The sequence below is a fragment of the Pseudomonas edaphica genome (genome assembly GCF_965277385.1).
In the GTDB taxonomy this organism is placed as follows: Bacteria; Pseudomonadota; Gammaproteobacteria; order Pseudomonadales; family Pseudomonadaceae; genus Aquipseudomonas; species Aquipseudomonas edaphica.
Genome location: NZ_OZ255725.1, coordinates 3663024 through 3688191, shown reverse-complemented (window position 1 = coordinate 3688191; position 25168 = coordinate 3663024). Strand labels below are relative to the sequence as shown.

Sequence of the window (25168 nt, the reverse complement as noted above, 5' to 3'; positions counted from 1 at the left end):
GCTCCCACAGTAATCGGGTTAACACTTCGCTATTCCACCGGGTCACTCACCGGCTTGGCAATAATCGCTTTCAACTCGCTGGTCATCGGAAACTCCAGGTTCAGGCCCTTGGGCGGAATCGGCTGTTCAAACCAACGCTGGTAAATCCCGTTGATCTCCCCGGAGCGGTACAGGTCGGCGAGCGTTTCGTTGACCACCGCTAGAAACTGCGGGTCGTCCTTGCGCAGCATGCAGCTGTAAATCTCCCGCGACTGTTCCTTGCCCACCACCACCCAGTGGTGCGGGTCTCGGGCCTTGGCGCGCTCACCGTAGAGCAACGCATCGTCCATGTAGAACGCCACTGCGCGGCCGGTCTCGAGCATTTTGAACGCTTCGCCATGGTCCTTGGCGCTGATCACAAACATATTGGCTTTGTGGTCGGCGTTGTAGCGCTTGAGAAAGCGTTCATTGGTGGTGCCGGCCGTGGTCACCACGTTCTTGCCCGCGAGGTCTTTAAAGCCCTGGATGCCACTGTCCTTGGCGGTCAGCAGTTGGCCCTTCACATAGATAAACCCGTAGGAAAACGCCACCTGCTTCTGCCGCTCGGCGGTGACACCGGTGGAACCGCATTCCAGGTCGACGGTGCCGTTTTGCACCAGCGGAATACGGGTCTGAGAGGTCACCAGGTTGTACTTAACATTCAGCTTGGCCACCCCGATTTTCTGCTGGATGCGCTCAACGATCTTGTTCGCCAACTCCACCGAATAGCCCATGGGCTTACCACTGTTGTCGCTCACGTAGGAAAACGGCACCGAGGCATCGCGATACCCCAAGGTGATGGACTTGGCATTCGCGATTTTGCTCAAGGTGCCGTCCAGCGGGGCTTCATTGGCCTGAACCTGTGCGCCAAACAACAGCCCCAGGGTGCAGCCGGTCAACAGGATTTTTTTCATTGTTATTCTCCGTTGCTGGTGATGAATCCAATTATGCAGCGCGGGGCGTGAGGCCCTGCATATCGATGGAAGGCGCGTGTTCGCTGATCAGTTCGGCCAGCAATTGCCCGCTGCCGCAGGCCAGGGTAAAACCCAGGGCACCGTGGCCCAGGTTCAACCACAGGTTTCGATAGGCGCTGGCGCCGATCAGCGGCACGCCGCTGGGCGTTGCCGGGCGCATGCCGGCCCATTCGACTGCGTGGGTGTAATCGCCGGCCGTTGGGAATGTCTCCATGGCCTGGCGTTTCATCAGCGCCAGACGCTTGGGCTCAAGGCCTGCATCAAAGCCGACGATATCCACCATGGCCGCGACCCGCAGTTGCTCGCCGATGCGCGCATACACGATCTTGCGGTCATAGTCGGTGACACTCACGTTCGGCGCCTGGTGATGTGCGCCAATCGGCACGTTCAGGCTGTAGCCCTTGAGCGGATACAGTGGCAATGACAACCCTGGCAAACCCAATTGCGCGCTGCGATGCCCGGCCGCCAGCACCAGTTGATCCACCGCCATCACCTCGTCACCCAACTCGATGGCCTGCACCGCGCCGTCGGCGTGGCGTATGCGAGTGACCTTGCGGCCCAGCAAAAACCTGCAGCGCCCCGAGGCTTCGAGCCGGGCCGCCAGCCGTTGGCAGAAGGCGTGACAGTCAGCCACCTCCTCGTTCGGCGTGTAGATGCCACCGAGAAAGTCGGCGCCCATTAACGCTGGCTCCAAGTGCGCACAATCGGCCACGGACAACACTTGCTGCTGCACGTTATTGCTGACCTTGCTGCGCGCATGCTCAAAGGAGGCGGCGTTACGAAACGTCACCAGTTTGCCGTTGCGGCGCCAATCGAAGCCCTCCAGGCGATCGCCTTCGCGCCATTGCTCCAGCGTGGCCTGGCTCAAGGACGCCAGGCGCAGCAGGTGCGCGGCATTGCGCGTGTTCACCGAGCCACGGCAGGCGCCGATAAAGGCCGCCATCCAGCGCCATTGCTGCGGGTCGAGACGCGGGCGCAGCTTCAGCGGCGAATCACCGCGCAGCAACCAGCCGATGGCTTGCAGCGGCACACCTTTGTCGGCCAACGGCGCGACATAGCGGTAGGACAGTTGCCCGCCATTGGCGAAACTGGTCTCGCTGCCGAGGCTGTCCCGCGTGTCGATCACTGTCACCTCATGGCCTGCACGCACCAGGGCATAGGCGCTTGCCAAGCCGATAACGCCACCACCGATGATGCAAACCCGCTTGGCCATTGCTGCCACCCGCTATTGAATTGACTGGCACCAAGCCTAGGGCCAGGTGACAGGTCGCCGACAATGAATAAAGATGGGTCATCTATAAACAAAGGTTATGGACTTGCCATGCGCCTGCGTCATATCGAAATCTTCCAGGCCATCCGCCAGACCGGCTCCGTCAGCGCCGCCGCGCAGCTGTTGCACGTCTCGCAACCGGCGGTGACCAAGGTGCTGCAGCACGCCGAGTTGCAGTTGGGCTTTGCGCTGTTTTTACGGGTGCGCGGCAAACTGCAGCCCACACCGGAAGCGCTGGCGCTGGAAAGCGAAGTCGAGAAAGTCACCGAAAGCCTGCAAGGCGTGCGGCGCCTGGCCAAGAGCCTGCGCCGTGAGCCGGGCCAAAGTGTGCGTATTGGTGCGATTCCGGCACTGGCCCTGTCGCTGCTGCCGCCGGCGATTCTGGAATGGAAGCGCGACTACCCGGACATTGCCTGTGAGCTGTCCAGCGACCACAGCCGCGAGCTGGTGCAGAAGCTGCTGATGCGTGAGATTGACCTGGCGCTGACGCTGAACTTCTCCGGCCATCCGGGGCTGACCACGCAAGTGCTGGCCAATGGCGTGTTGGTGGCGCTGGCGTCAAAGGGTTATTGGTCGGATGCCGAGCTGAGCAAGCCCCTGCCATTGGCGGACCTGGCGGGTGCGCCGTTGATTGGCCTGTCGAGTGCCGACCCGTTGGCCGCCAAGCTCGACAGCTACCTGGAAAACGTCGACCCACCGCCACGGGTGAGCATTGCCGTACAGACCTATTCCCTGGCCCGGGCGATGGTGGAGTCAGGTGCCGGGTTGACGGTGATCGACCCGTTTACCGCCCTCGGCGCGTCAACGGCGACCACCTGCATTCGCCCGCTCACGCCGCCGTTGCCGATCACCCTGTACGCCCTGACCCGCGCTGATGAGCCACCGCCACATATGTTGGCGAACCTGTTGGACATTTTCGGCAACCGAGCGCGAGAGCTGCTGGAACGCTTGTAATGTGGGAGCTGGCTTGCCTGCGATAGCGGTATTGAATGTGCCGACGCTATCGCAGGCAAGCCAGCTCCCACACAAGCCAGCTCCCAAAAAAAGCCAGCGTCCACAGGTCACAGCACGTAATGCATGATCGCCACAAAGTGCAGCAAACTGCCGCCGATCACAAACAAATGCCAGATCCCATGGGAATGCCGCAGGCGATCCTCCAGGGCAAAAAAGATGATGCCGACGGTGTACAACACCCCGCCCGACGCCAGCCAGATAAACCCCGCCGTGCCCAGCGCGGCAATCAGTGGCTTGACCGCCACCAGCACAATCCAGCCCATCACCGCATAGATCACAATCGAAAGAATCCGCGCCTCGGAACGCGGCTTGATCTCCTGCAAAATGCCGATCACCGCCAGCCCCCACACGATTCCAAACAGCGTCCAACCCCACGGCCCGCGCAGCGTCACCAGGCAAAAGGGTGTGTAGCTGCCGGCAATCAGCAGGTAGATCGAAAAGTGATCAACCTTCTGCATGATCTCTTTTCGCCGCCCCTGCACGCTGTGGTACACGGTGGACGCGCTGTACAGCACCAGCAGGGTAAAACCATAAATCGCCACACTGACGATCTTCCAGGGGCTGCCGTCCAGGCTCGCCACCACCAACATCCACACTGCGCCGACAAAAGCGGCAACCGCCCCGGCCAAGTGGCTCCAGGCGTTGAATCGTTCCCCGTGATACATGTGTCACTCACCTCGAATAACCGTTACCACATGGTTGTGCCAGGACCATTCTGACGCTACCGGCACTGTTGCAGGTAACACGCATTTCTGCCTTTGCCCAACGACCCCGTGCCGATGGATCACTCACTGAGTCCTGTGGGAGCTGGCTTGCCTGCGATAGCGGTGTGTCAGCCCATCATTCAATAATTGACAGACCTCATCGCAGGCAAGCCAGCTCCCACATACGGCAATCTCCATGGCCCGGCCCCAATATCGCCACCTGCATGGCTTGCCGGGTGCGATTGTGACCGTGCGCGGGCTGTACCTGTTCCCTTCGGTACACCCGCCTGGTGCTGGGCCTGTGCAGCGCATCGCTGGGAGTGAACGGGTTTTAGGGGCACAATCGATGGCATTCGAACCCGAGCCACGGCCATGCTGATCGACGAAGAATTCACCCTCAAGAAACTGGAAATCTTCCTGGCGTTCATGCGCACCGGCAACCTGGCCCGCGCCGCTGCCGAGCTGCAAACCAGCAACGTCAGCGTGCACCGCGCCATCCACTCCCTGGAAAACGCGCTGCGCTGCCCGCTGTTCAAGCATGAAGGGCGCAACCTCACGCCGCTGGAAAGTGCCTACGTGCTCGAAGAACGCGCGCAGAAACTGGTCGCCGATGTGGTCGACAGCGTGCGCCTGACCCGCGAAGCCGCCGGGTTTTCCGCCGAGCGCTTCAAGCTGGGCTCGCTGTATTCGCTGACGGTCAAAACCGTGCCGCAATTGATCATGGGCCTTAAAATCAGGCGCAGCGAACTCAATATCGACCTGATCCTGGGTTCCAACTTTGACTTGCTCTACAAGCTCAAGAACATGGAAGTCGACGCGATCCTCATCTCCCTCGACGACCACGCCAACGACCCCGACTGCGAACAGATCGCGCTGTTTTCCGACGACATCTTCCTCGCCACTCCAGCCGATTCACCCTTCGACCGTGAGCAGCAAATCGACCTGGCGGATGTGCGCGACGCTACTTTCATTACCCTCACCCAAGGCTTCGCCACCCATCAGGACGGCAATCGGGTGTTCAAGCAGGCGGGGTTTGAGCCGAAGGTGGCGATGCAGGTGAACGACATTTTCACGCTGCTGAGCATGGTCAGTTCAGGCGTGGGTTATGCGTTGCTGCCGGGAAGGATTGCGGCGGTGTATGAGAACCGCGTGAAGCTCATACCGCTGCAACCGCGGTATCGGTTGCAGCAGCATATTGGCGTGGTGTTTTTGAAGGCCAAGGAGCGTGATCCGAACTTGCTGGCGTTGCTGGCGGAGTGTCGGATGTATGCCAACCGGCAGGCTTGAGACCGCCATCGCAGCGATGCGGCGTCCCGACAAGCCAGCTCCCACACTGGATGTATTCACACATCAAAATGTGGGAGCTGGCTTGCCTGCGATGAGGCCCTTACAGCCGGCAATAATTAACCGACGATCCCACGCACAATGAAGTACAACAGCGAAGGCCCCAGCAAACACCCAAGCCCGGTATGAAACGTGGCCGTCAACGCGCCATACGGCACCAACCGCCGATCCGTCGCCGCCAGCCCCGCCGTCACCCCACTCACGGTGCCGGCCAACCCACCAAACACCATCGCCGAACGCGGGTTATCCAGGCCCATCCAGCGCGCCGCCACGGGCGTGCCGACCATCACCAGAATTGCCTTGATCAGCCCGGTGGCAATCGACAACGCCATCACATCCGAGGTCGCGCCGATCGCCGCACCCGTTACCGGGCCGACGATGTAAGTCACGGCGCCCGCACCAATGGTGGTCATGCTGATTGCATCGCGATAACCAAACGCCCACGCCATGCTCGCGCCGACAATAAATGGCAATACGGTGCCGAGCAGCAGCGCAATCACGCCGATCAATCCGGCCTTACGGGCTTCCGTGGCTTGCACTTCAAACGCGGTGGCGACAATGGCGAAGTCACGCAGCATCGCGCCGCCCATCAAGCCGATACCGGAGAACAGCGCCATATCGGCCAAGCCTTTTTGCCCGCCGGTCAGGGTGCCGCCGACCCAAGCCAGCACCAAGCCGATAACGATGGCGATTGCCGAGCCATGAATGCGCCCGAACGTCAGGCGCTTGGACAGCACCACAGAAATCCACATCACCACGCCCACGAAGGCAAAGGCGGTGACCAGGCTGTTATTTTCCAAACCTTTCTGAATAAGAGGCCACATATCAGCGACCTCCCGCAGGCACAATCAGCGGCTCTTCGGCGGGCAATGGTTCACCCTTGTGCGTGCGACTGATCAGCGCGATGGTGCACCCGCACACCACCACGGAGCCAATCGCGGCCAGTACTGCGACCGGGCCGCCGTGCAGGGCGGTGACCACGTTTTGTTGCGCCGCCATCGCCACCACCACCGGAATGTACATCGCGCCCCAGAAGCCTACGCCCATCTCGCAATCCTTGGTCATGCCGCCGCGTTTTTGCATCCATAAGCGTGCGCAGATCAGCAGGATCATCGCGATGCCTACCCCGCCCACATTGGATTTAACCCCGAGCAACACGCCAAGCATGTCGCCCAGGATCACGCCCGCCAGCATGCAGATCGCCAGCAATGCCACACCGTAAATAATCATCGTTGTAGTCCTCGAAGTGCTTCATCGAAATTGTTGTTTTTGTGCTTCGAAAGCCTTGGGTGGTGCTTTATCGGTGGCGGCGCTCCTCCTCTTGCAGCAGGGCCTGCAAGGTGTCCAGGCGTGCGCCTTCATAGGCGATTACGCTGCCTTGCTCGAAGACACGGCGAGACAGGCCAGTGAGTACCGCGCCAGGCGGCAATTCGATTTGCAGGCGCACACCACGCTCGTAGGCGCTTTGCACGGTGCCGCGCCAGTCGACGATGCGGCACATGTTGAAAGCCAGGTCGTCGCGCAGTTGCTCGGGGTTGTGGATCGGCCGCGCGCGGGTGCTGCTCAGGTAGGTAATGCGCGGCGCCTTGAGCGTTACAAACGCCTGCGCCAATGCCTCGGCGGGTTCGTTCAGCAGCACGCAATGGGATGGCACGCTCACGGCCAGGCGCTTGGCCACGCCGTTGCCTTTGATGCGTTGCGCGACACGCTGCATGGCTTCGTCACTGCCGGCGATGACGGTCTGGTTGTCGGCGTTGATGTTGGCCAGGTACACCGGGGTTTGTGGGCTGTGGATTTCAGCCAGCAGCGTTTCGACTGTGGATAACTGCGGTCCGATGATCGCGGTCATGCCAAAGCCTTGTGGATAAGCGTTTTGCATCAGTTCGCCGCGCAGGCTCACCAGCTTAACCGCGTCAGCAAACTCCAGCGCACCAGCGATGACGGCGGCCGGGTAGGCGCCGATGGACAGGCCCGCCACGTAATCAGGCGTGCGTTGCAATTGGCGGGCGTGGGCCACACCGGTGATCAACAGGCAGAGTTGCACGGCACGCGTGCTGGCCAGGGCTTGGGCCGAATCGAGCAGGCTTGCGTCTTCGCCCAGTGCATCACTGGCTTCTTCCAGGACGTGGGCAGGCAACCCTTGCAGCATGCCCGTGCGCTGGGCGCCCTGCCCTGGAAATACCAGAAGGCTGCTCATGCCACGGCCTGCCAGGGGTCGAGTACAAGGTGCGCGCCGTGGGTGGTTTTAAGCAGCACCCGGCGTGATTCGCCAGCCCATTCACGCAAGGCGACAGCGCCAAACGGGGTTTGCAGTTGCAGGTCGACAGCGCATTCGGCCGAGTCCAACAACGCCAACAGATTGCGTGCGGCGTTGCGCTCAAATGGCTCGGGTGTGCACAGCATCAAATCCAGATCGCTTTGGGCATGCAGTGCTTCAATGCCGCTGGCCAGCTCGAACCCTGCACTGCCGGTGACGCCCCAGTCCTGCTGCGCCAGCACTGGGCGCAGTTGATCAAGCGCACGCAATGCCGGTAGATCCCGCGACGAGACCACACTGCGCAAATCTTGCGGCGTCACGCGTCGTTGCACTGCCACAAGGGGCATCAGCGCCGCAAAGCGCTGCTCACGCAAGCGCCCGCGCACACCCACAGCCACGTCACCCGGCTCGACCGTGGCGCGACGCACCACCACCGGGTGACCGGCGCTGATCACGTCCAGCACCCAGGCCGGCGCATCAGCGGGCAGATGCGCCGGGGTCATGCCCCAGAGCAAGTCGTGGGCGTTCACCATTGCTCCCGCAGCAGTTGGCGTACGTGGCTTGAGGCGGCGCGATTGCTCGCACCGAGGCGCGCTTTCAGATCCGGGCTGTGGATATCTTCAATGGCGTGCAGCAGGCAATCGCTGACCCGCGTCACGTCGTCCGCGGTGGGCTGTTCAATCTGGCTGACTGACAGGGTTTCCCAGAGCAAACCCAGGCTGGCATAGCTGTCAATGTCATAGGCCATGGGCGGCACGCTGGCGGCCAGGGCCTCGAGTTCTTCAACACTGCGCAAGGTCACCCGCGCCGCCGAGGCCTTGCCCATGGCGTGCACCATCACGCCAGGGTCACGCAGGGCGATCATGCGGTTAGCCTGATAACCGTGAGCAAGGAATGCACCGGACATGGCTTTGCCCACCAGCAGCGCAATCACCGGGTGCCCGGCCAAGCGAGCACGGGCATAGCTGTCGGCGGCAGCGGCCAGGGCCTGATGGATGCCGAGGGCTTCTTCGCGACGGCCGTAGGCTTGGCTGGGTACATCGACGATAGCGATGATGGGGCGTTTGTCGCCCTTCTCGATGGCTTCGTCGACAGCCTTGGCAAGGCCCCAGCCCTCCAGTAAACCGACTTCGCCGTTGCGCGCACGCGGGAAACGATTTTGCGCATCGGTGACCACGGCAATAAAGCGCACGGCCTGTTCACCCACTACGCCGTCTGCAACCTTCAATGAGTCGGGCAACCCTTCGACAGGCGTTGCGCCGACGCTCAATGCGTTGAACCACTGCAAGCCTCTCATGGACGTTCTCCTTGATACAGGTCGCGCACCGTCGCGGGGTCTATTTGCGGCGTTGCGTCCAGCTCGGTAAGGCGCGCCAGGTAGAAATTGATCTGACGGCTACGCTGTTGCTCGGGCAAACCCTGTTGCAGCAAGCCGCTGACGGTCTGTTGGATCTGCGCCACATCGTCCGCCACATAACGGTCGGCCAGGCCGCTGTTGAAGCGTTGCTCGCCGCCGGTAAGGCTCCAGATAAACGGCCGGTCGCGGGAGTCGTACTCTTCCAGCCCCGCTTCCTGCTCGATCACTTGTGGGCCATTCAAGCCCAGGCGTGCTTCGCGGGTGACCACCAGATAACTGCACAACCCGGCGGCGATGGACATGCCACCAAAACAACCAACACTACCCGCCACCACGCCGACTACCGGCTGGTACTGGCGCAGGTCGACAATCGCCGCATGGATATCGGCAATCGCAGCCAAACCGAGGTTGGCTTCCTGCAAGCGCACGCCGCCGGTTTCCAGCAGCAGCACGGCACGGGTCGGAACACCGTTGCGGTTGTCTTCAGCCGCCAGTTCGAGGGCACCGGCGATTTTTGCGCCGCCCACTTCACCGAGGCTGCCGCCCTGGAAATTGCCCTCAATGGCAGCAATCACCACCGGCAACCCGGCGATGCTGCCTTTAGCGATCACCACGCCGTCATCCGCTTGCGGCACCACGCCTTGGCGGCTGAGCCACGGCGACATCACGCGTTGGAACGGGTCGATCAGTTCGCGGTAAGTGCCGCTGTCCAGCAACGCCTTGGCTCGCTGCCGCGCACCGAGTTCGACGAAGCTGTGCTTGTTGAGTAAATCAGTCATGGCCGATCTCCTCGAAACCCTGTTCCAGGCGCAAACGCACCACGCCGGGCGTGGCGCCGAAGTCGTGGATGTCAATCTTCAAAGCCGGTGGCGTCTGCTCCTGGAAGATCCGTTCGAACAGATGCTGCCAGCGTTGCTCGGCGCCATTCACGGAGGTCTGCACTTGAATGGTCAGCGTGCCGGGCGTGCCTGGTTCCAGCAGCACTTCCAGGTCGCCGGAGCCGACGCAACCCACCAGCGCACGGCCTTTGGGCGGCTGCCCGGCGGGGAATTCAAAGGATAAGGTTTCCATCACAACGCTCCGTCGAGGCGGTCGATAAACAGGCAGGCGGCCAACAGGTCGGCGGCGCCGCCGGGGGAGGCATTCAGGGCCAGGAGTTGCTGGTCGAGGTCGTGCAGTTGGCGGCGCCCGGCGAGGCTCGCGCTGCCGCCAGCGTCCAGCACCGCCTGGGCGCCGCGTTGCATGGCGCGCAGGCCTTCGGTGCCGGCTCGGTAGAGCACGCAGGTGTCGGCCAGGTCCGTCATGATCGCGAGCAAGGCGTCCAGGCGCGCATTTTGTTCACCGGCGTTTTGCCGGCGGCTTTTGTGCAACTGCGGCAGGCCGCGTTGCACCACGGCAGGGAAGCCCAGTTGCGCTTCTTCACGGGCACCGCGTGCGCCGTAGCGTTGCGCGACTTGCGCACCATGGCTTAGCGGTTGCGGGGCGAAACGGTCGTTGAGCAAGGCCAGTTTGGCGGCGGTGAGCGTGACGGCGCGTGGCTCCAGAGCCGCTGCGGCAGTAAGCAAACCGAGGGCCCAGATCGCGCCGCGATGGGTATTCACGCCTTGGGTGGTGGCGAGCATGGCTTGCTCACCTTCGCGCCCGATACGCCCGAGGGCTTCGCGCAAGGGCAAACCCACTTCACCGAACTCAAGCGCCGCTTCGGCCATTTCCTTGAACATCGGCCACAACGACAGCGCCGAGGCGTGCATCAGGCCCAGGTGCAAATCGTGATGGGCGCCATTGCCGCGACGGTCTACCAATGCGGGTTTGGGCGACAGGTCAGCCTCATCAATCAAGGCATCCACAGCCATATCCGCCAGGCGATCGGCGAGGCTCAGTTCATGCAGTTTGAGGGCGCGCATTTACCAGCTCCTGAACTTGGCGGGCGGGTTGTACAGGCCACCGGACCAATCCACCAGGTCGGCCACGCTCTTGGCGGCGAGCAGCTCGCGGGTGGCATCGGTGCGGCGAATGCCAAGGTCTTCGGGCAAGGCGATCAAGCCTTCGCGGCGCATGCGCGCAGTGTCCTTGGGGTTGTGGCGCATGCCGATGGCGGTGACGCCTGCAACGGCGGCGATCATCGCCTGACGCTCTTCCAGCGAGCGCGCCTTATACAGATAGGCGATGCCTTCTTCGGTGAGCAGGTGAGTCACGTCGTCGCCGTAGATCATGATCGGCGCCAGCGGCATGCCGCTTTTGCGTGCGACTTCCACGGCGTCGAGGGTTTCGACGAAGGTGGGTTTGCCGCCTTCCTGGAAGGTCTCGACCATTTGCACCACAAGCTTTTTGCCGCGTTCCAGTAAAGCCTCCGGCGCGTCGTCGTGGCGCATATCGAGCCAGGCCGGCGTACCGTGACGGCGGCCGCGTGGGTCGTGGCCCATGTTAGGCGCGCCGCCAAAACCGGCGAGACGGCCACGGGTCACGGTGCTGGAATGCCCGTCTCCGTCCACTTGTAGGGTGGCGCCGATAAACAGGTCCACCGCGTATTGGCCGGCCAGTTGGCAGAACATCCGGTTGGAACGCATCGAGCCGTCGCGGCCGGTGAAGAATACATCCGGGCGGGCGGCGATGTAGTTTTCCATGCCCAGTTCGGTGCCGAAGCAATGCACGCTTTCCACCCAGCCGCTTTCGATCGCGGGGATCAACGTTGGGTGCGGGTTGAGGGTCCAGTTGCGGCAGATCTTGCCCTTGAGGCCCAGGGACTCGCCGTAGGTCGGCAGGATCAACTCAATGGCGGCGGTGTTGAAACCAATGCCGTGGTTGAGCGACTGCACATTGTGTTTTTCGTAGATGCCACGGATCGCCATCATCGCCATCAGCACATGCACCGGCTTGATATGACGCGGGTCGCGGGTAAACAGCGGTTCGATGTAGAACGGCTTGTCGGCCACCACCACAAAATCCACCCAACTGGCCGGGATGTCGACGCGGGGCAAGTCAGTGACGTCGTCGACCAACTGGTTGACCTGCACGATCACGATGCCATCACTGAACGCGGCGGGTTCGATCAGCGCCGGAGTGTCTTCGGTACTGGCGCCGGTGTAGATATTGCCGGCGCGGTCGGCCATGAAACCGGCCGAAAGCACCACGTTGGGGATCAGGTCAACCACCAGCCGTGCGTAGAGTTCGATGTAGGTGTGGATCGCGCCGATTTCCAGCAGGCCATCTTCGAGCAACTGGCTGATGCGCAGGGACTGGGTGCCGGCGAAGGAGAAATCCAGCTTGCGCGCGATGCCTTTTTCAAACAGGTCCAGGTGCTCGGAACGGCCGACACTGGGCATGATCATGTGCAAATCGTGGAGCTTGGTCGGGTCGGCCTTGGCCAGTGAGCGCGAGAGAAAATCGGCTTGCTTCTGGTTATTGCCCTCCAGCACCACCCGGTCGCCGGGCAGGATCAGCGCTTCCAGCGCCTCGACGATTTTGTCACTGGGCAACACTGCCCCGTCTGCGTACTGCTTGACCAGCCCGAGCCGCCGCTGCTTCTCGTCGCGCCGCCGCGTCCAGCGCGAATCGGGGGTGATGGTTGTTGTCATGGTCGCTCCACGGGGTTTGCTGTCGTGGGCTGTACCTTAGGAGTGAATGTAGGGGGCATCAATCAAGCCCGGCGGTGGATCGTTACGGCTGGAGTAACGGAACATCAGTGAATGCTGGATTCAAGCCAAATGAAAATCAAAGGTGGGAGCTGGCTTGCCTGCGATGGCGGTGGGTCAGCTATGAAGGTGTCGGCTGACAGTCCGCTATCGCAGGCAAGCCAGCTCCCACATGTGTTCGGTGGTGTGTGTTAGATAGCGGTTCCAATCAGGGACCGCTTAAGCAGGGCTGACTTGTTCCAGTACTCTATCGACCAACAGCTGACTCAGCTCTGCCATTTGCTGAATCGCCAACATACTCGCGCGCTGGGCGGGGTCCAGGTCGAAGGCCAAGTGGCAGGTCAGTGCGTTGAGGGAGCACAGGGTTTCGCTGGCATTGGCCAGTAGAGCTTCGGTGTTTTGGTGGGGGTTTACGGTGAAGAGGGGCGGATTAGGGGTAGGTTTAACCATGATGAAGCTCCTAAACAGTTAGTAAGGAGCGCCACCGTTCGCTTGCACGCGAATGAGGGTGGCGACCGTGCGCAGGTGTGCAAGACCGGGCCTGTTTAGGACACCCAGCAGGTCCGAAGACCTCCTGCGCGCAGCCGCCATAAAGCAGCGAGCACAAAAAACGCCCGTGGTTGGCTGGGCGTTTGTACGCCTAAACAGTTTCGTCGGACTTGCACGTCCGTGTCATCGTTTTTCGATGACGAGACGAAGACTAGCCGCCATGACTATCCACAACAAGTTCATGCACAGCCCGAAATCTTGCAGGAAAATTCCGAAGGCTGGCCCATCAAAGCGCCATCACCACCTTGACCGACCCCAAGCCTTCCAGTGCAAAGCTGTGGTACTCGTAGACCTCTCCTTGAATATGAAGAAGTAGAGCGCTTCCCTCATCACTCACCTGAACTTCAGGTTTTTTTGTTTTCAGAAAAGGATGAGCAGACACCAATGCGGCGAGTATTTCCTGATCACTCCCCAAATCCTCATGGACGTAGTACCTATAGGAAAAACCCACCGTCGCTCCACCCTGACCGTCTCGAGCACCGTAGATGGAGGTGCCGTTGCCCAAGGAATGCTTCAACACCACTTCATCCAGATCCGGTGCTCCGGCAGACATGATCCAACTGGCGCCGATATAGAGAAGGCAGACGATGAGCAGGCAATTGCGCAGTAACGGTCCGAGGCGTTTAGTGGCCTTGGGAAATTGCATATTCAATCCCTCTTCTTATCCAATATTGGTCCCGTGGATCATCACCAAAAGGCTCACCGCCCCACCATGTACCGAAATCCGGGAGTGTCGTTTTTGCAACAGTTTGCGCCACGCCGGCAGCTCGCAGTAATACGTGCTCGGGAATGCCCAACACTGTCCCCGTAGCGCCGTAATTGAAGTTACCAAACGCTTCGTACTCGCTCCCTCTCTTCTTGTAGTTCCAAGGTCCGGCTGCCCGAACCTGGGAGTAAAACCAGGAATAGGCGAATGCCGAGCCGGGTTTGAGGTGGGTGCGTTTACATCGAGAAATCGCCATGTTTTCAAAAATTGAAACACCCGGCGGCATTAGCGGAACAGCCATTTGCGGATCCTTGCAGGCAGTGAGGAGCGCAGAAACTAGCCACTCCACTCAGACCTGAAAACCCGCTTAATCCAAATGCAGAACCGACCTACAACAACTACAGCCCATTCCGACATGTGAGCGGTCAATCCGCATCATTAGCAGATCCGAAACGGCGAAAAGATACGGTCATCAAAAACAATTTTTAGTCAAGCCAGCTCCCACATTGGATTGACGGTGCTGCGAGGACTCGCGTCATTCCCACCGATGAATAGCCAACACTTCTTCCACTTTGCCCAGCAGCATCGTCGCGCCGTCCATCAACTGCCCAAGCAACGCCTCATCCTCATCCATATATCCTTCATATTCCGCCAGGTTGCGGCGCTCATGACACAGCGCCAATAACCTCACCTGCACCTTGTTCGCGTCGACGGTGTGGATCAGGCATTGAAAGACCAAATAGCGTTTGTCGGAGCGATAACCGCGCAGGCGCAGAGCTGTGAGCGAGATAGCGTGGGCGGCGTTGTATGCCAAGTCGAAACGACTGGCGAATGCTAACTGCGGGTTACCTGCATCCCTCAACCGATCCCGCGCCGAGCGCATCAGCCCATCACACTCTTTGCGATCCGGCGGCTCAGCCTTCAAGCCACCGCTACGTTGCAGGTTCTCCAGGTTTGCCTTGCTGTCCATCCATGGACTCCTGAGGGTTGCCCCCCATCAGATTGATCTTGTCCTGCTGCACGACCCGCTGCACAAAACTGTTCCCGGCATTCCATTTGCTGGTCCAGTCGTCAGGGGTGTAAAGCGTCGGGTTGATGGTGCGGCCCAGTTGCTCTTCCAGCGGCATGAGTTGCTCCATGACTTCACTGTAGTTGAGGCTTTGGCCGATCAGCATCAGATCTATGTCACTGGATGAGTGCGCCTCGCCCTTGGCGATGGAGCCGTAGATAAAGGCCCAGGTTATCTGCTCCGCGAACGGTGCCAATGCATTGCGCAAGGGTTCGTCCAGACTGAGGGTCTTGCGCACGATGGCCAACAACTCCGAGTAAATCGGGCATTGGGGATTAGCCTGGTAGTGGGTCTGATTGCCTTGGCGCGTCATGCTCAAGATGCCCGCCAACTGCAAACGCTCCAGCTCGCGGGTGAGGCTGCCTTTGCCCACTTGAGCCGAGCGTGCGATTTCATTGGTGTAGAAACTTTGACCTGGCTTGCCGAACAGCAGGCCCAGCACTTTTTGCTGGGTGTTGGTGAAGAGTGCGGTGCTAAGCGGCAAGGTTTGCATGGCAGCGGCCAAAGAGTCCCAAAAAGGGAACGATAGGTCCCTTTTTGGGAACGATCAAGTCATCCGCGACCTGCGGCTACTTTCAGGCTGCCGCACAGAGCTCCTGTGGGAGCTGGCTTGCCTGCGATGGCGGTGGGTCAGCTACGAAGGTGTCGGCTGACAGTCCGCTATCGCAGGCAAGCCAGCTCCCACATGTGTTCGGTGATGCTAGTTAGATAGCGGTCCCCTTTTGGGACTACTCAGGCAGGGCTGACGTGTTCCAGTGCTCTGTCGACCAACAGCTGACTCAGCTCTGCCATTTGGATCGTTCCCACGCTCCGCGTGGGAATGCCGCCTGGGACGCTCCGCGTCCCGCCAGGCAGCACAAGACTCAAGACCAGCGCAAGGGTGACGCGGAGCGTGGGAACGATCATCTCAAGTAATCCGCGACCTGCGGCTACTTTCAGGCTGCCGCACAGAGCCCCCTGTGGGAGCTGGCTTGCCTGCGATGGCGGTGGGTCAGCTACGAAGGTGTCGGCTGACAGTCTGCTATCGCAGGCAAGCCAGCTCCCACATGTGTTCGGTGATGCTAGTTAGATAGCGGTCCCCTTTTGGGACTACTCAGGCAGGGCTGACGTGTTCCAGTGCTCTGTCGACCAACAGCTGACTCAGCTCTGCCATTTGGATCGTTCCCACGCTCTGCGTGGGAATGCCGCCTGGGACGCTCCGCGTCCCGCCAGGCAGCACAAGACTCAAGACCAGCGCAAGGGTGACGCGGAGCGTGGGAACGATCATCGCCGTCAGGCCAGGCCGGACTCGACCAACAGCGCTTCCAACCCCATCAAATCCGGCACCTTCGCCACGTGCTCGCCCACCTGCACCGCCGCGAGTTCCAGCGGGCAGAGTGGCACGTCCACGTAGCTCAATTCGCTGTCTAGCTTGTACGAGCGGGGAATGCCCTGGATCACCAGCGCAATAAACTTCAACGTCGGCCGCCCGCCCAGCGCATTCAGCACCACGATGCGCGAGCGCTCGGCGGTCAAGATCGCCTCGCCGCACACCGCTTCAAAGCTGATCAGGGGTATTTGCCGGTCACGCCAGGTCACTTGCCGCAGGTACCACGGCGGCGCATCGCTGGCCGGTTCGCCGCGCTGGAAGTCGATCAGCTCGGCCACGGCCACATTGGGCAGCAGCAGATGGCGGTCAGCCAAGGGCAACAACAGGCCAGTGAGTTGGCTGGTGCGGTGGTCAAGCATGGGACTTGCTCCAGTAGGCGATGCTTTCCAGCAGCACCGACTCCTGGTACGGCTTGCCGAGGTAGTCGTTGACGCCGATGGCCATGGCGCGGTCGCGGTGTTTCTGGCCGGTGCGCGAGGTGATCATGATGATCGGCAGGCGCATCAGGCGCGGGTCGTTGCGCACCTGAATCGCCACCTCGAAGCCGTCCATGCGCGGCATTTCGATGTCGAGCAGCATCAGGTCCGGGGTGTGCTCTTCGAGTACGGCGATGGCGTCGATGCCGTCTTTGGCGGTGAGCACGTTCATGCCGTTGCGCTCCAACAGGCGGCTGGTAACTTTGCGCACGGTGACCGAATCGTCCACCACCAGCACCAGCAGCGGGCGCTTTTTCAGCGGGTCGTTGAGGATCAGCGGCGCGTCAACCGCCTGGGCCGGCGACACGGGTTGACGTGCCCGGATGTGCGCAAGCAGATCGATGATCAGCACCACGCGGCCATCACCCAGGATGGTCGCGCCGGACAGCCCCTGCACCCCCGCGAACTGCGGCCCCAGGCCCTTCACTACAATCTCCCGAGTACCGGCCATGGCATCCACATGCACCGCCACGCGCCGCTCGTTGCATTGCACCAGCAGCACCGGCACGGGCTGGTATTGGCCGAGCAATTTCGGGCGGCTGACGGTATGCAGCAGGTCGCCAAGGTAGAACAACTCATAACGCTGGCCGCCATATTCATAGCGCGGCGGATCCTGCTGATAGTGCCCAGCCAGCTCGTGGGGCAGCACACGCACCACGCCTTCAATGGTGTTGAGCGGGATCGCATATTGATCGTCCGCGCACTGCACCATCAGCGCCCGGTTAACCGACACGGTAAACGGCAGGCGAATGCGAAAGTGCACGCCCGCACCGGGCGTGGAGTCAATCACCATCGAGCCGCCAAGCTGGCGCACTTCTTCGTGCACCACGTCCATGCCCACGCCGCGTCCGGATATCTGGGTGATCTTTTCCGCTGTCGAAAAGCCCGGCTGCAGGATGAACTGCAACACGTCACGGTCGCTGATCTCTTGATGGGGGTCGAGCAGGCCGCGCTTGATCGCCTTGCGCCGCACTGCGTCCAGCGGCACGCCGGCGCCGTCATCGCGCATATCGAACACGATATCGCCGCCTTCGTGGGTCAGGTCCAAGGTGATACGACCCTTTTCCGGTTTGCCCGCCAGCACACGTGCTTCGCGCGACTCCAGGCCATGGTCGACGGCGTTGCGCAGCATGTGTTCCAGCGGCGCGACCATGCGTTCGAGCACGTTGCGGTCCATCTCGCCTTCGGCATTGCCGACCACGAACTCCACGTCCTTGCCCAATTCCTCTGCCACCTGCCGCACGATGCGCTTGAGGCGCGGCAGCATGCGCTCAAACGGCACCATGCGCGTGCGCATCAGGCCTTCTTGCAACTCGGTGTTGATGCGCGCCTGTTGCTGCAACAGGTTGTGCGCATCCTGGTTGCGGCGGTCGAGGGTTTCCTTGAGGTCCAACAGGTCGGAAGCGGACTCGGACAGCGCACGGGACAGTTGCTGCAACTGCGAATGGCGATCCATTTCCAGCGGGTCAAACTCTTCATAACCCAGGCGCTCGGCCTCGGCTTGCTGGCGGCTGAGGATACGACCCTGGGTTTCGCTGTCGAGGCGGCGTAATTGGTCGCGCATGCGCTCGATAGTGGTTTCGACCTCGCTGAGGGCCGTGCGCGCATCGTTGACCTGCTGCTCGATGCGCCCCCGGAAAATCGAGGTTTCACCGGCCAGGTTGACCAGGTCATCGAGCAAGTCGGCGGAGATTTTCACCATGTCCGCAGCCGGGTCCATAGCCGCTTCGGCCTTACCGGCGGGCAGTGCAACCGGCGCCAGCGGCTCATCGCTCGGGTGTACCAGGCTCTTGATCCGCTCGATCAGCTTGTCCACCGAGCCCACCGGTAAACCGTCTGCCACCGCGTCGATCATCTGCGCCAAGCGGTCGTGGCAACCTTGCAGCAGCGAAAACAGTTCCGGCGACGGCGCGAGCAAACCAGCGGACAGCCCTTCGTAGAGAAACTCCAGCTCATGGGCCAGATCGCCAATCGGCCCGATCTCGACCATGCGCGCACCGCCCTTGAGGGTGTGCAGGTCGCGCAGCAGGGTTTCCACTTCCTGGCGATTGTTCGGCTCGGCCTGCCAACGCACCAGCGCGCTGCCGGAGCTGTCGAGAATGTCGGCGGCTTCTTCGAGGAAAATTTCCAGCAACTCGGGGTCGGCGGTCGCCACTTCGGGTGCTGTGGCCGCGGCTGCGGGCGTGCTGCTGTGACGCAACTCGCGCAGTTGCGCGATCAAGTCGCTGGAGTCACTCAGCGGTTGCTGGTCTTGCAGTTGATCCAGTTGCAAGGCCAGCCGCTCGTGACTGGCCATCAACACTTGGGACAACTCGGTGGAGTAGCTGTAACGGCGGTCTACCAGGCCTTCGTAGAGGCCTTCCAGCTCATGGGCCAGGTCGCCAATCGGGCCGATTTCGGCCATGCGCGCGCCACCCTTGAGGGTGTGCAAGTCGCGCTGCAACGAAGACAACGGCGCTGCGCTGCCGGGCTCCAGCAGCCAACGTTTGAGCGACTGGCCGGCGCTGTCGAGGATGTCCACGGCTTCTTCGAGGAAAATCTCGACGATCTCATCGTCCATTGCCGTGTCCTGGTTCAACTGCGCCGTGGCCGCGCCCAATTCAGCGATGCTGAGGGCACGACTGCCGTCGCTTTTGATCAGGCCGGTGGCCGACGGGTCGAGGGCTTCATCGAGCAATTCGCGCAGGGCCTGCACCCGCGCCGGCGCCGGGCTGATTTCCTGCCCCGCAGCCAACTGGTCGAGCATGTTGATCAGCGCGTCATGGGCCTGTTCGGCTTCTTGGAAAAACCGCTCGCTGACCGCCAGGCTGCTCTCCTCCACCGCCCCGTACAGGTCAAGCAAAGCTTCACAGAGTTCGTCGATGCTGTGCAGGTCAGCGATATGCGCGCCCTCGCCCAAGGTGGTCAACTCGTCCAGCAGTGCGGTGAGTTCCTGACGCTCACCGGGGTGCTGCTGCCAGCGGCGCAACAGGCTTTCGGCGTCGAGCAGAATGTCCATGCCTTGGGCCAGGAAGTTGGCGATCAACTGCGGGTCGCGTTTGATACGCAGGCCCGTGTTCGGCGCGTCGAGCAAGGCTTGCAGTTGTTGGTCGAGCAGGCTTTGGGTGCGGCTGATCAGGTCCGGCGCGCCCTTGATCGGCACCAGCGGGTCACTGTCCAGTTGGTGCAGGCCGCGCTGGAACAAGCCTTCGGCTTCCAGCAACAGCTCCACTTCGTCCAGGTCCAGCGGCAGGCGGTGAGCCTTGTATTCGCGGGTCAGGTGATCCAGCGGCCGCGCCAGTTCGGCAATCGGCAGCACACCGGCCATGTAGGCACTGCCTTTGAGGGTGTGCAGGGCACGTTGCAGCTCATCGCTGACTTGCAGCGGCACATGCTCGGCGGCCTGTTGCAGGAAGTGGTTGATGCTCTCCAGGTGGCTCTGGGCTTCGTTGCGGAAGATCTCCAGCAGCATTGGGTCGTGCGCCTCGGCGGTGGCTGTTGCAGTGCCACTGGCTAGGGCATGGGCACGGGCGGCCAGGGCGTCGACTTCATCGCGCTGGTGTTGGTCGTCGGTGGCGAAGTCGGCGATCAATTCGGGCAGCAGGGCCACCACTTCATCCAGTACGTGTTGCACATCGGAGCTGAGGGCCACGCTGCGTTCGAGCACGCGATTGAGCAGGTTTTCCACCGCCCAGGCCAGTTCGGCCAGCACCAGCGCGCGGACCATGCGGCCGCTGCCTTTGAGCGTGTGAAAAGCCCGGCGCATTTCGCCTTGAGCAGTTTTGTCGGCGCTGTTGGGCAGGTTCCGGTGCAGCACGTCGAGGACTTCGTCGGTTTCTTCGAGGAAGACTTCGCGCAGCTCATCGTCGATAGGTTCTTCATCGGCCGGCGGCGGCAGCAAACTGCCGGGGCGATGCAGCGCCGGCGGGTTCAGGCGCGTGATCGGGCTGGCCAAGGCATCGAACTGGGACTGGCTCGGCGTGCTGTCGGCCGACAATGCGCCATCCGGCGCAACCAGCGCCTGACGCCAGGGCTTTTCGGCGGGCAGGTAACCGAGCGCGGCCAAGCCTTGGGTGGCCAGTTCCAGCACGCGTTCGCCAGCGGCGTCAGGGTCCTGGAGCATGCGTTCCAGGTAATACTCAAGGCTGCTGATCACGTCGGCGAAATGCGCCGACTGCGCCTGGGTCGGCGGCGCGTCGTTGACCATCAACTGTTCGTCGACGTAATCGGTGCAACCCCGCATCAGGCTCGCTGCGCGTGGCAGTGGAATCATCGCCAAGGCGCCGCGCACCTGGCTGAGCAGCTCCGGCAGGGATTCCAGGCGTTGGCGGTCCCAGTCGGCTTCAATGCAGTCGATCACCAGCTCTTTGGCTTGGCGCAGGCATTGGCAGGACTCGCGGATCACCAGTTGATGAATCTGCGTCAGGTCGGTGGTGGGCAGGCGGCTTTCTTCGCGGCTTTCCGGTTCGACGGTGCCGACCATGCCGGCCAGCGTGGCCTCGACATAGAGCAAGGCGCCGGCGACGTCCATCAGTACGGCGTCGTTGGGTTCGCGGTGACCTTGCACCAGGCTCAACACCACGGCGAGCTGGTCGATGATCACCTTGCGCGGCTGGCCGAAACCCAGCACGGCCAAGGTATCGGCGATCTGCCGCAATGGCGCCAGCAGCGCATCCAGGTCGTCGGTGTGTTGGCGGTCGCTGCGCACGAACAAGTCGAGGCGCTCCTTGACCCGCACCAGTTCCTCACACAATGCGCCAAGCACCGACCCCATGGCATTGCGATCCGGCCCCGCCAGCCGCGCCCGTTCGGCATCGACCACGGCACTGTCGGGCAAGGCCTCATCCAGGCCGTAGCGTTCCTTGAGACTTTGCATGCGCGGCGTCGGACGAGTGACCTTGGCCACATAAAACAGCAGGCTCTTGAGCAGTTCGTCGGGCGCCGGCTGGTTGATACCGCCGATGCCCTGGGCCAGCAAACGCTTGAGTTGCTTGTCGCTGGCCTTGAGCAGGCTGCGCAGCGCCGGGCTGTTGGCGATCACGCCGGTGAGCATGCCTTCGACCAGCGCCGAGGTGACTTGCCACAACGGCAACAGCGGCGCGCCCTGGCACAGCGCTTCGAGGCGCGCAAACACCCGCGCCATGTCTTCCAGGTTGCTCGGGCCATGGTCTTCACGCAGCAGGCCGGCCAAGGCTTGTTGGAGCAATTTGTGCCACTGGTGCAATTGTTCGTGCAGTTCTGGCACTGCGCGCTGGGCCAGGGCTTCGTCGGGCAACGCTGCAATCGACAGCAGTTGCGGGCTGAACAGACTGGTTTCCGACAACAGGCTTTCGCCGCGGGCGCTGCGCAGGTCGTTGAGCAGCGGCAACACCACCAGCGGCAGGTCGCGGCGGGCGCTGTGTACGCGGTCCAGATACAACGGCAATTGGCTGAGGGCTTGTTGCAGCAGGCGGATGCTTTCATCGCGCTGGCCGACGCGCTCGGCTTGCAGGGCCAGGGTCAATTCTTCGATTTCTTCGGCGAGCAACGCCGCACCGTAGAACTCGACCATTTGCAGCGCGCCATGCACTTGGTGGATGGCGGCCAGGCACTCGGCGATGGCGTCGCTGTCGTGGGTTTCGACAAACGCATCCAGCGCCGAACGGGCCTGTTTCAGGGTTTCGGCAATGTCGCCCTTGACCCATTCAAGGGCCACGTAGTCGTGCCGATCAACCATAACTGCTCCGCTTAAAATTTATGAGTTGCTGGTGTTGCCAAGAACAATCGAGATCACCTGTGGGAGCTGGCTTGCCTGCGATGGCGGACTGTCAGGTGATACCTGTGCAACTGACCCACCGCTATCGCAGGCAAGCCAGCTCCCACATCAGATAGCATTTCAATCATCGGCCTGTTTAGGCGGCGGCAGGGTGAAACCCGACACCGACCGGCGCAACTGACTGGCCATCTTTGCCAAATTGCCGATGCTCTCCGCCGTGGCCGTAGAACCCGACGACGTCTGCGTGGTGATCTGCTGAATCACATTCATCGTCAGCGAGATCTGCCCCGCCGATGAGGTCTGTTGCTGCGCCGCATTGGAGATGCTCTGAATCAACGCCGCCAGGGTTTTCGACACGCCTTCGATCTCTTCCAACGCCACCCCGGCGTCCTGGGCCAGCCGTGCGCCACGCACCACTTCGGTGGTGGTTTGTTCCATGGAGATAACCGCTTCATTGGTGTCGGCCTGAATCGCCCGCACCAGGGTTTCGATTTGCCGGGTGGCGGCGGATGAGCGCTCGGCCAGCCGCTGTACTTCATCGGCAACCACCGCAAAACCGCGCCCGGCGTCACCGGCCATGCTCGCCTGGATGGCGGCGTTGAGGGCGAGGATGTTGGTCTGGTCGGCAATGTCGTCGATCAGGCTGACGATATCGCCAATCTCCTGGGAAGATTCGCCCAGGCGTTTGATGCGCTTGGCGGTGTCCTGGATCTGTTCGCGGATGTTGTCCATGCCATGGATGGTGTTGTGCACCACCTCGTTGCCCTTGTTGGCGATTTCCACCGAGCGCTCCGCCACGGCCGAAGATTCGGCGGCGTTGGCCGACACTTGATCGATGGACTGGGCCATCTGGTTGATCGCCGTGGAGGCTTCGGCGATCTGCTGGGCTTGATGCTCCGAAGCCTGGGCCAGATGCATGGCGGTGGCCTGGGTGTCCTGCACCGCACCGGCCACTTGCCCGGCGGTGAGGTTGATGGTCGCGACCAGATCGCGCAGTTGGTCGACGGAGTAGTTGATGGAGTCGGCGATGGTGCCGGTGAAGTCCTCGGTGACCGAGGCGGTCACGGTGAGGTCGCCATCGGCCAGGTCTTCGATTTCATCGAGCAGGCGCATGATCGCGTTCTGATTGCGCTCGTTCTTCTCGGCGGTTTCATGCAGTTGGCGGTTGGTTTCGCGCACCATCACCAGGCCGATCAGAATGATCGAGGCCAGTGCCAGCAAACCCAGCACGTAGCCACCAATGGTGTCGAAACTTCGCCCGCTGGCGAGGTTTTCAAAACCGGTGGCCAGGTGCGAGGCCTCATCGAGCAGGGTTTGCGACAGGTTGAAGATATTGCTCGCCGAGGCCCGCACCTGGAACAGCTGCGGCGAGGTTTCGAGGATTTCATCCACGGAGCCGGAGACAAACTCGAACAGCTCCGAAATTTCCGCCAGCCGCGCGCGCGCGTCATGGTCTTCGACCTGGGTAATGCGCAAGCCCGGGTTGCCATTGAGCATGCCGTTGAGCACCACACCGAAGCGGCTGGCATCGCGGCCAAAGGCATCGGCGGCTTGCACGGCGGTTTCGTCGCCCGCCAGCACGGTGTTGACCGCGCCGAGAATACGTTCGGCCAACAGCGATTGGCGTTGAGCCAACGCTACCTGGCTGGCCGGTGCGCCACGTTGCAGCAGGATATCGACGACCTTTTCCGATTCCATCTGCAATTGCGGCACGGTTTCGGCGAGGGTCGCGGCCACTTGATGCAGGGACAACACGGTTTGTTCGCTGGCGAGAATCGCGTCGGTGTTTTTCAGCAGCGCTTCCCAGTCGGTCTGCACCGCGCGCATTTCCGCACGAACCGCACTGGGCGCGGCGGGCAGGCCGGTTTCGGTATCACCTTTTTTCAGGTAGCCCCAGCGCTGGGCAAAGTCGTTGCGCGCATCGCCCAGCAATTTGAACGCGGCGGCCTTGCCGGCAGCGGCCTCGGTGGCGTTTTTGGCGATGCGTTGGGACAGCACACGCAGCTCACCGGCGTGGCCGATGTACTGCTTGTCATAGGTGGACTGAGTGTTGAGGTACGCGAAGTTGGCGAACAACAGCATGATGAACACGATCAGCGCAATAAACAGCACGATGATCTGTGAGCGGCTGCGCGACGCGGCCTGGGGTTTGGGCGTGGTGACGGTGGTCATGCGGCAACATCCATGAAGCCTGGGGCCTGGGCCAGAGCGAAGGGGCTGAAGACCTGCCACAGCGGGTTGCCGTCGAACTGGCCGAGGATAAACGGCGCGCCGGGTGCGGCGCTGGTCAACAAAGCGTCTTGTGCGAAATGCTGCATGCCCACCACCTCGTCTACCAGCAGCCCGACAAACAGGTCGTTGTACTCGACCACCAACACCCGTCGTTGCTTGCGTGCCTTGGACAATTCAAGGCCAAGAAAGCCGCCCAAGTCCATCACCGGCAGCAAACGCCCACGCAGGTTGGCCACGCCCTTGACCCACGGCTTGACGCCGGGCATCAAGGTGCAACGCGGCTCATGCAGCACTTCGGCGACTTCGCCCATCGGCGCCACGTACCAGTGTGGCCCCAGGCGAAAGCCGATCCCGCTCCAGCGTTGCAGGCGAGCTTCCTGGGACGGCAGGTCGGCGGCCAGCAGGCGGCAGCGGCGGTCGATGTCCAGCAGCAGCTCGAAGGCGGTTTGCGACTCGGTCATGA

23 protein-coding genes are annotated in these 25168 nt (G+C 61.8%); 2 read left to right on the top strand and 21 right to left on the bottom strand.

Annotated elements, in window-relative coordinates:
• Positions 1-29: 29 nt before the first annotated feature.
• Positions 30-932, bottom strand: coding sequence for a transporter substrate-binding domain-containing protein (locus tag ACQY47_RS16670; RefSeq protein WP_428550365.1), 903 nt, complete (start codon positions 930-932; stop codon positions 30-32).
• Between the two features lie 31 nt (positions 933-963).
• Positions 964-2205, bottom strand: coding sequence for a D-amino acid dehydrogenase (locus ACQY47_RS16665; RefSeq protein ID WP_428550362.1), 1242 nt, complete (start codon positions 2203-2205; stop codon positions 964-966).
• Positions 2206-2313: 108 nt separating this feature from the next.
• On the opposite strand from ACQY47_RS16665, the gene ACQY47_RS16660 reads away from it, so the two are divergent.
• Positions 2314-3216, top strand: a complete 903-nt coding sequence (locus ACQY47_RS16660) for a LysR family transcriptional regulator (RefSeq protein WP_170036823.1) — start codon at positions 2314-2316, stop codon at positions 3214-3216.
• A 107-nt stretch (positions 3217-3323) separates the two neighbouring features.
• On the opposite strand, the gene trhA is transcribed toward ACQY47_RS16660, so the two are convergent.
• A complete protein-coding gene (trhA, locus tag ACQY47_RS16655) occupies positions 3324-3941 on the bottom strand; it encodes a PAQR family membrane homeostasis protein TrhA (RefSeq protein WP_017139425.1) in 618 nt (205 codons plus the stop codon).
• Positions 3942-4352: 411 nt separating this feature from the next.
• On the opposite strand from trhA, the gene ACQY47_RS16650 reads away from it, so the two are divergent.
• Positions 4353-5267, top strand: a complete 915-nt coding sequence (locus ACQY47_RS16650) for a LysR family transcriptional regulator (protein WP_200430423.1) — start codon at positions 4353-4355, stop codon at positions 5265-5267.
• Positions 5268-5383: 116 nt separating this feature from the next.
• Here ACQY47_RS16650 and madM read toward each other — a convergent pair whose 3' ends face one another.
• From madM to ACQY47_RS16560, 18 genes are all read right to left on the bottom strand, one after another.
• The gene (gene madM, locus ACQY47_RS16645) at positions 5384-6148 is read right to left on the bottom strand and encodes a malonate transporter subunit MadM (protein WP_138813483.1); all 765 of its coding nucleotides are present in this window, start codon (positions 6146-6148) and stop codon (positions 5384-5386) included.
• A 1-nt stretch (position 6149) separates the two neighbouring features.
• On the bottom strand, positions 6150-6554 hold the full coding sequence (gene madL / locus ACQY47_RS16640; RefSeq protein WP_138813482.1) for a malonate transporter subunit MadL: 405 nt from the start codon (positions 6552-6554) through the stop codon (positions 6150-6152).
• Positions 6555-6621: 67 nt separating this feature from the next.
• The gene (gene mdcH, locus ACQY47_RS16635; protein WP_428550355.1) at positions 6622-7521 is read right to left on the bottom strand and encodes a malonate decarboxylase subunit epsilon; all 900 of its coding nucleotides are present in this window, start codon (positions 7519-7521) and stop codon (positions 6622-6624) included.
• The gene (locus tag ACQY47_RS16630) at positions 7518-8114 is read right to left on the bottom strand and encodes a malonate decarboxylase holo-ACP synthase (protein WP_169987556.1); all 597 of its coding nucleotides are present in this window, start codon (positions 8112-8114) and stop codon (positions 7518-7520) included. Before ACQY47_RS16630 ends, mdcH begins: the two co-directional genes overlap by 4 nt.
• On the bottom strand, positions 8108-8878 hold the full coding sequence (gene mdcE / locus ACQY47_RS16625; protein ID WP_428550352.1) for a biotin-independent malonate decarboxylase subunit gamma: 771 nt from the start codon (positions 8876-8878) through the stop codon (positions 8108-8110). Before mdcE ends, ACQY47_RS16630 begins: the two co-directional genes overlap by 7 nt.
• On the bottom strand, positions 8875-9717 hold the full coding sequence (locus ACQY47_RS16620) for a biotin-independent malonate decarboxylase subunit beta (protein WP_428550349.1): 843 nt from the start codon (positions 9715-9717) through the stop codon (positions 8875-8877). Before ACQY47_RS16620 ends, mdcE begins: the two co-directional genes overlap by 4 nt.
• Positions 9710-10009 (bottom strand): malonate decarboxylase subunit delta, encoded by a 300-nt coding sequence (locus ACQY47_RS16615; protein WP_017139433.1) that lies wholly within the window; start codon positions 10007-10009, stop codon positions 9710-9712. The genes ACQY47_RS16620 and ACQY47_RS16615 overlap by 8 nt, the downstream gene beginning before the upstream one ends.
• Positions 10009-10842 (bottom strand): triphosphoribosyl-dephospho-CoA synthase, encoded by an 834-nt coding sequence (locus tag ACQY47_RS16610; protein WP_428550345.1) that lies wholly within the window; start codon positions 10840-10842, stop codon positions 10009-10011. Before ACQY47_RS16610 ends, ACQY47_RS16615 begins: the two co-directional genes overlap by 1 nt.
• On the bottom strand, positions 10843-12513 hold the full coding sequence (gene mdcA, locus ACQY47_RS16605) for a malonate decarboxylase subunit alpha (RefSeq protein ID WP_169987560.1): 1671 nt from the start codon (positions 12511-12513) through the stop codon (positions 10843-10845).
• A gap of 276 nt (positions 12514-12789) precedes the next feature.
• A complete protein-coding gene (locus tag ACQY47_RS16600) occupies positions 12790-13020 on the bottom strand; it encodes a DUF6124 family protein (RefSeq protein ID WP_428550342.1) in 231 nt (76 codons plus the stop codon).
• A 325-nt stretch (positions 13021-13345) separates the two neighbouring features.
• Positions 13346-13765 (bottom strand): hypothetical protein, encoded by a 420-nt coding sequence (locus ACQY47_RS16595; protein ID WP_186617008.1) that lies wholly within the window; start codon positions 13763-13765, stop codon positions 13346-13348.
• Positions 13743-14126 carry a polymorphic toxin type 44 domain-containing protein gene (locus tag ACQY47_RS16590; protein WP_186617006.1) on the bottom strand — a complete coding sequence of 128 codons (384 nt, stop codon included), beginning with the start codon at positions 14124-14126 and terminating at the stop codon, positions 13743-13745. Before ACQY47_RS16590 ends, ACQY47_RS16595 begins: the two co-directional genes overlap by 23 nt.
• Positions 14127-14360: 234 nt before the next feature.
• Positions 14361-14795 carry a hypothetical protein gene (locus ACQY47_RS16585; RefSeq protein ID WP_169987568.1) on the bottom strand — a complete coding sequence of 145 codons (435 nt, stop codon included), beginning with the start codon at positions 14793-14795 and terminating at the stop codon, positions 14361-14363.
• Positions 14758-15387, bottom strand: coding sequence for a nucleotidyltransferase domain-containing protein (locus ACQY47_RS16580; RefSeq protein WP_169987570.1), 630 nt, complete (start codon positions 15385-15387; stop codon positions 14758-14760). Before ACQY47_RS16580 ends, ACQY47_RS16585 begins: the two co-directional genes overlap by 38 nt.
• A 779-nt stretch (positions 15388-16166) precedes the next feature.
• Positions 16167-16622, bottom strand: coding sequence for a chemotaxis protein CheW (locus tag ACQY47_RS16575; protein WP_017139437.1), 456 nt, complete (start codon positions 16620-16622; stop codon positions 16167-16169).
• Entirely contained in the window at positions 16615-22434 is a 5820-nt protein-coding gene (locus ACQY47_RS16570) for an Hpt domain-containing protein (protein ID WP_428550335.1), read from the bottom strand. The genes ACQY47_RS16575 and ACQY47_RS16570 overlap by 8 nt, the downstream gene beginning before the upstream one ends.
• A gap of 159 nt (positions 22435-22593) precedes the next feature.
• Positions 22594-24645: a methyl-accepting chemotaxis protein gene (locus tag ACQY47_RS16565; RefSeq protein ID WP_017139440.1), complete on the bottom strand. Its 2052-nt coding sequence runs from the start codon at positions 24643-24645 to the stop codon at positions 22594-22596.
• Complete coding sequence (locus ACQY47_RS16560; protein WP_428550332.1) at positions 24642-25166, bottom strand: chemotaxis protein CheW; 525 nt, start codon at positions 25164-25166, stop codon at positions 24642-24644. The genes ACQY47_RS16565 and ACQY47_RS16560 overlap by 4 nt, the downstream gene beginning before the upstream one ends.
• Positions 25167-25168: the final 2 nt, after the last annotated feature.

Excerpts from the sequence above, each read along its gene's own strand:
- madM (WP_138813483.1), bottom strand. The coding sequence starts at position 6,148 with ATGTGGCCTCTTATTCAGAAAGGTTTGGAAAATAACAGCCTGGTCACC.
- ACQY47_RS16660 (WP_170036823.1), top strand. The coding sequence starts at position 2,314 with ATGCGCCTGCGTCATATCGAAATCTTCCAGGCCATCCGCCAGACCGGC.
- madL (WP_138813482.1), bottom strand. The coding sequence starts at position 6,554 with ATGATTATTTACGGTGTGGCATTGCTGGCGATCTGCATGCTGGCGGGC.
- ACQY47_RS16580 (WP_169987570.1), bottom strand. The coding sequence starts at position 15,387 with ATGCAAACCTTGCCGCTTAGCACCGCACTCTTCACCAACACCCAGCAA.
- ACQY47_RS16600 (WP_428550342.1), bottom strand. The coding sequence starts at position 13,020 with ATGGTTAAACCTACCCCTAATCCGCCCCTCTTCACCGTAAACCCCCAC.
- mdcH (WP_428550355.1), bottom strand. The coding sequence starts at position 7,521 with ATGAGCAGCCTTCTGGTATTTCCAGGGCAGGGCGCCCAGCGCACGGGC.
- ACQY47_RS16630 (WP_169987556.1), bottom strand. The coding sequence starts at position 8,114 with ATGGTGAACGCCCACGACTTGCTCTGGGGCATGACCCCGGCGCATCTG.
- ACQY47_RS16670 (WP_428550365.1), bottom strand. The coding sequence starts at position 932 with ATGAAAAAAATCCTGTTGACCGGCTGCACCCTGGGGCTGTTGTTTGGC.
- ACQY47_RS16565 (WP_017139440.1), bottom strand. The coding sequence starts at position 24,645 with ATGACCACCGTCACCACGCCCAAACCCCAGGCCGCGTCGCGCAGCCGC.
- ACQY47_RS16575 (WP_017139437.1), bottom strand. The coding sequence starts at position 16,622 with ATGCTTGACCACCGCACCAGCCAACTCACTGGCCTGTTGTTGCCCTTG.
- mdcE (WP_428550352.1), bottom strand. The coding sequence starts at position 8,878 with ATGAGAGGCTTGCAGTGGTTCAACGCATTGAGCGTCGGCGCAACGCCT.
- trhA (WP_017139425.1), bottom strand. The coding sequence starts at position 3,941 with ATGTATCACGGGGAACGATTCAACGCCTGGAGCCACTTGGCCGGGGCG.
- ACQY47_RS16595 (WP_186617008.1), bottom strand. The coding sequence starts at position 13,765 with ATGCAATTTCCCAAGGCCACTAAACGCCTCGGACCGTTACTGCGCAAT.
- ACQY47_RS16665 (WP_428550362.1), bottom strand. The coding sequence starts at position 2,205 with ATGGCCAAGCGGGTTTGCATCATCGGTGGTGGCGTTATCGGCTTGGCA.
- ACQY47_RS16570 (WP_428550335.1), bottom strand. The coding sequence starts at position 22,434 with ATGGTTGATCGGCACGACTACGTGGCCCTTGAATGGGTCAAGGGCGAC.
- mdcA (WP_169987560.1), bottom strand. The coding sequence starts at position 12,513 with ATGACAACAACCATCACCCCCGATTCGCGCTGGACGCGGCGGCGCGAC.
- ACQY47_RS16585 (WP_169987568.1), bottom strand. The coding sequence starts at position 14,795 with ATGGACAGCAAGGCAAACCTGGAGAACCTGCAACGTAGCGGTGGCTTG.
- ACQY47_RS16560 (WP_428550332.1), bottom strand. The coding sequence starts at position 25,166 with ATGACCGAGTCGCAAACCGCCTTCGAGCTGCTGCTGGACATCGACCGC.
- ACQY47_RS16650 (WP_200430423.1), top strand. The coding sequence starts at position 4,353 with ATGCTGATCGACGAAGAATTCACCCTCAAGAAACTGGAAATCTTCCTG.
- ACQY47_RS16620 (WP_428550349.1), bottom strand. The coding sequence starts at position 9,717 with ATGACTGATTTACTCAACAAGCACAGCTTCGTCGAACTCGGTGCGCGG.
- ACQY47_RS16615 (WP_017139433.1), bottom strand. The coding sequence starts at position 10,009 with ATGGAAACCTTATCCTTTGAATTCCCCGCCGGGCAGCCGCCCAAAGGC.
- ACQY47_RS16610 (WP_428550345.1), bottom strand. The coding sequence starts at position 10,842 with ATGCGCGCCCTCAAACTGCATGAACTGAGCCTCGCCGATCGCCTGGCG.
- ACQY47_RS16590 (WP_186617006.1), bottom strand. The coding sequence starts at position 14,126 with ATGGCTGTTCCGCTAATGCCGCCGGGTGTTTCAATTTTTGAAAACATG.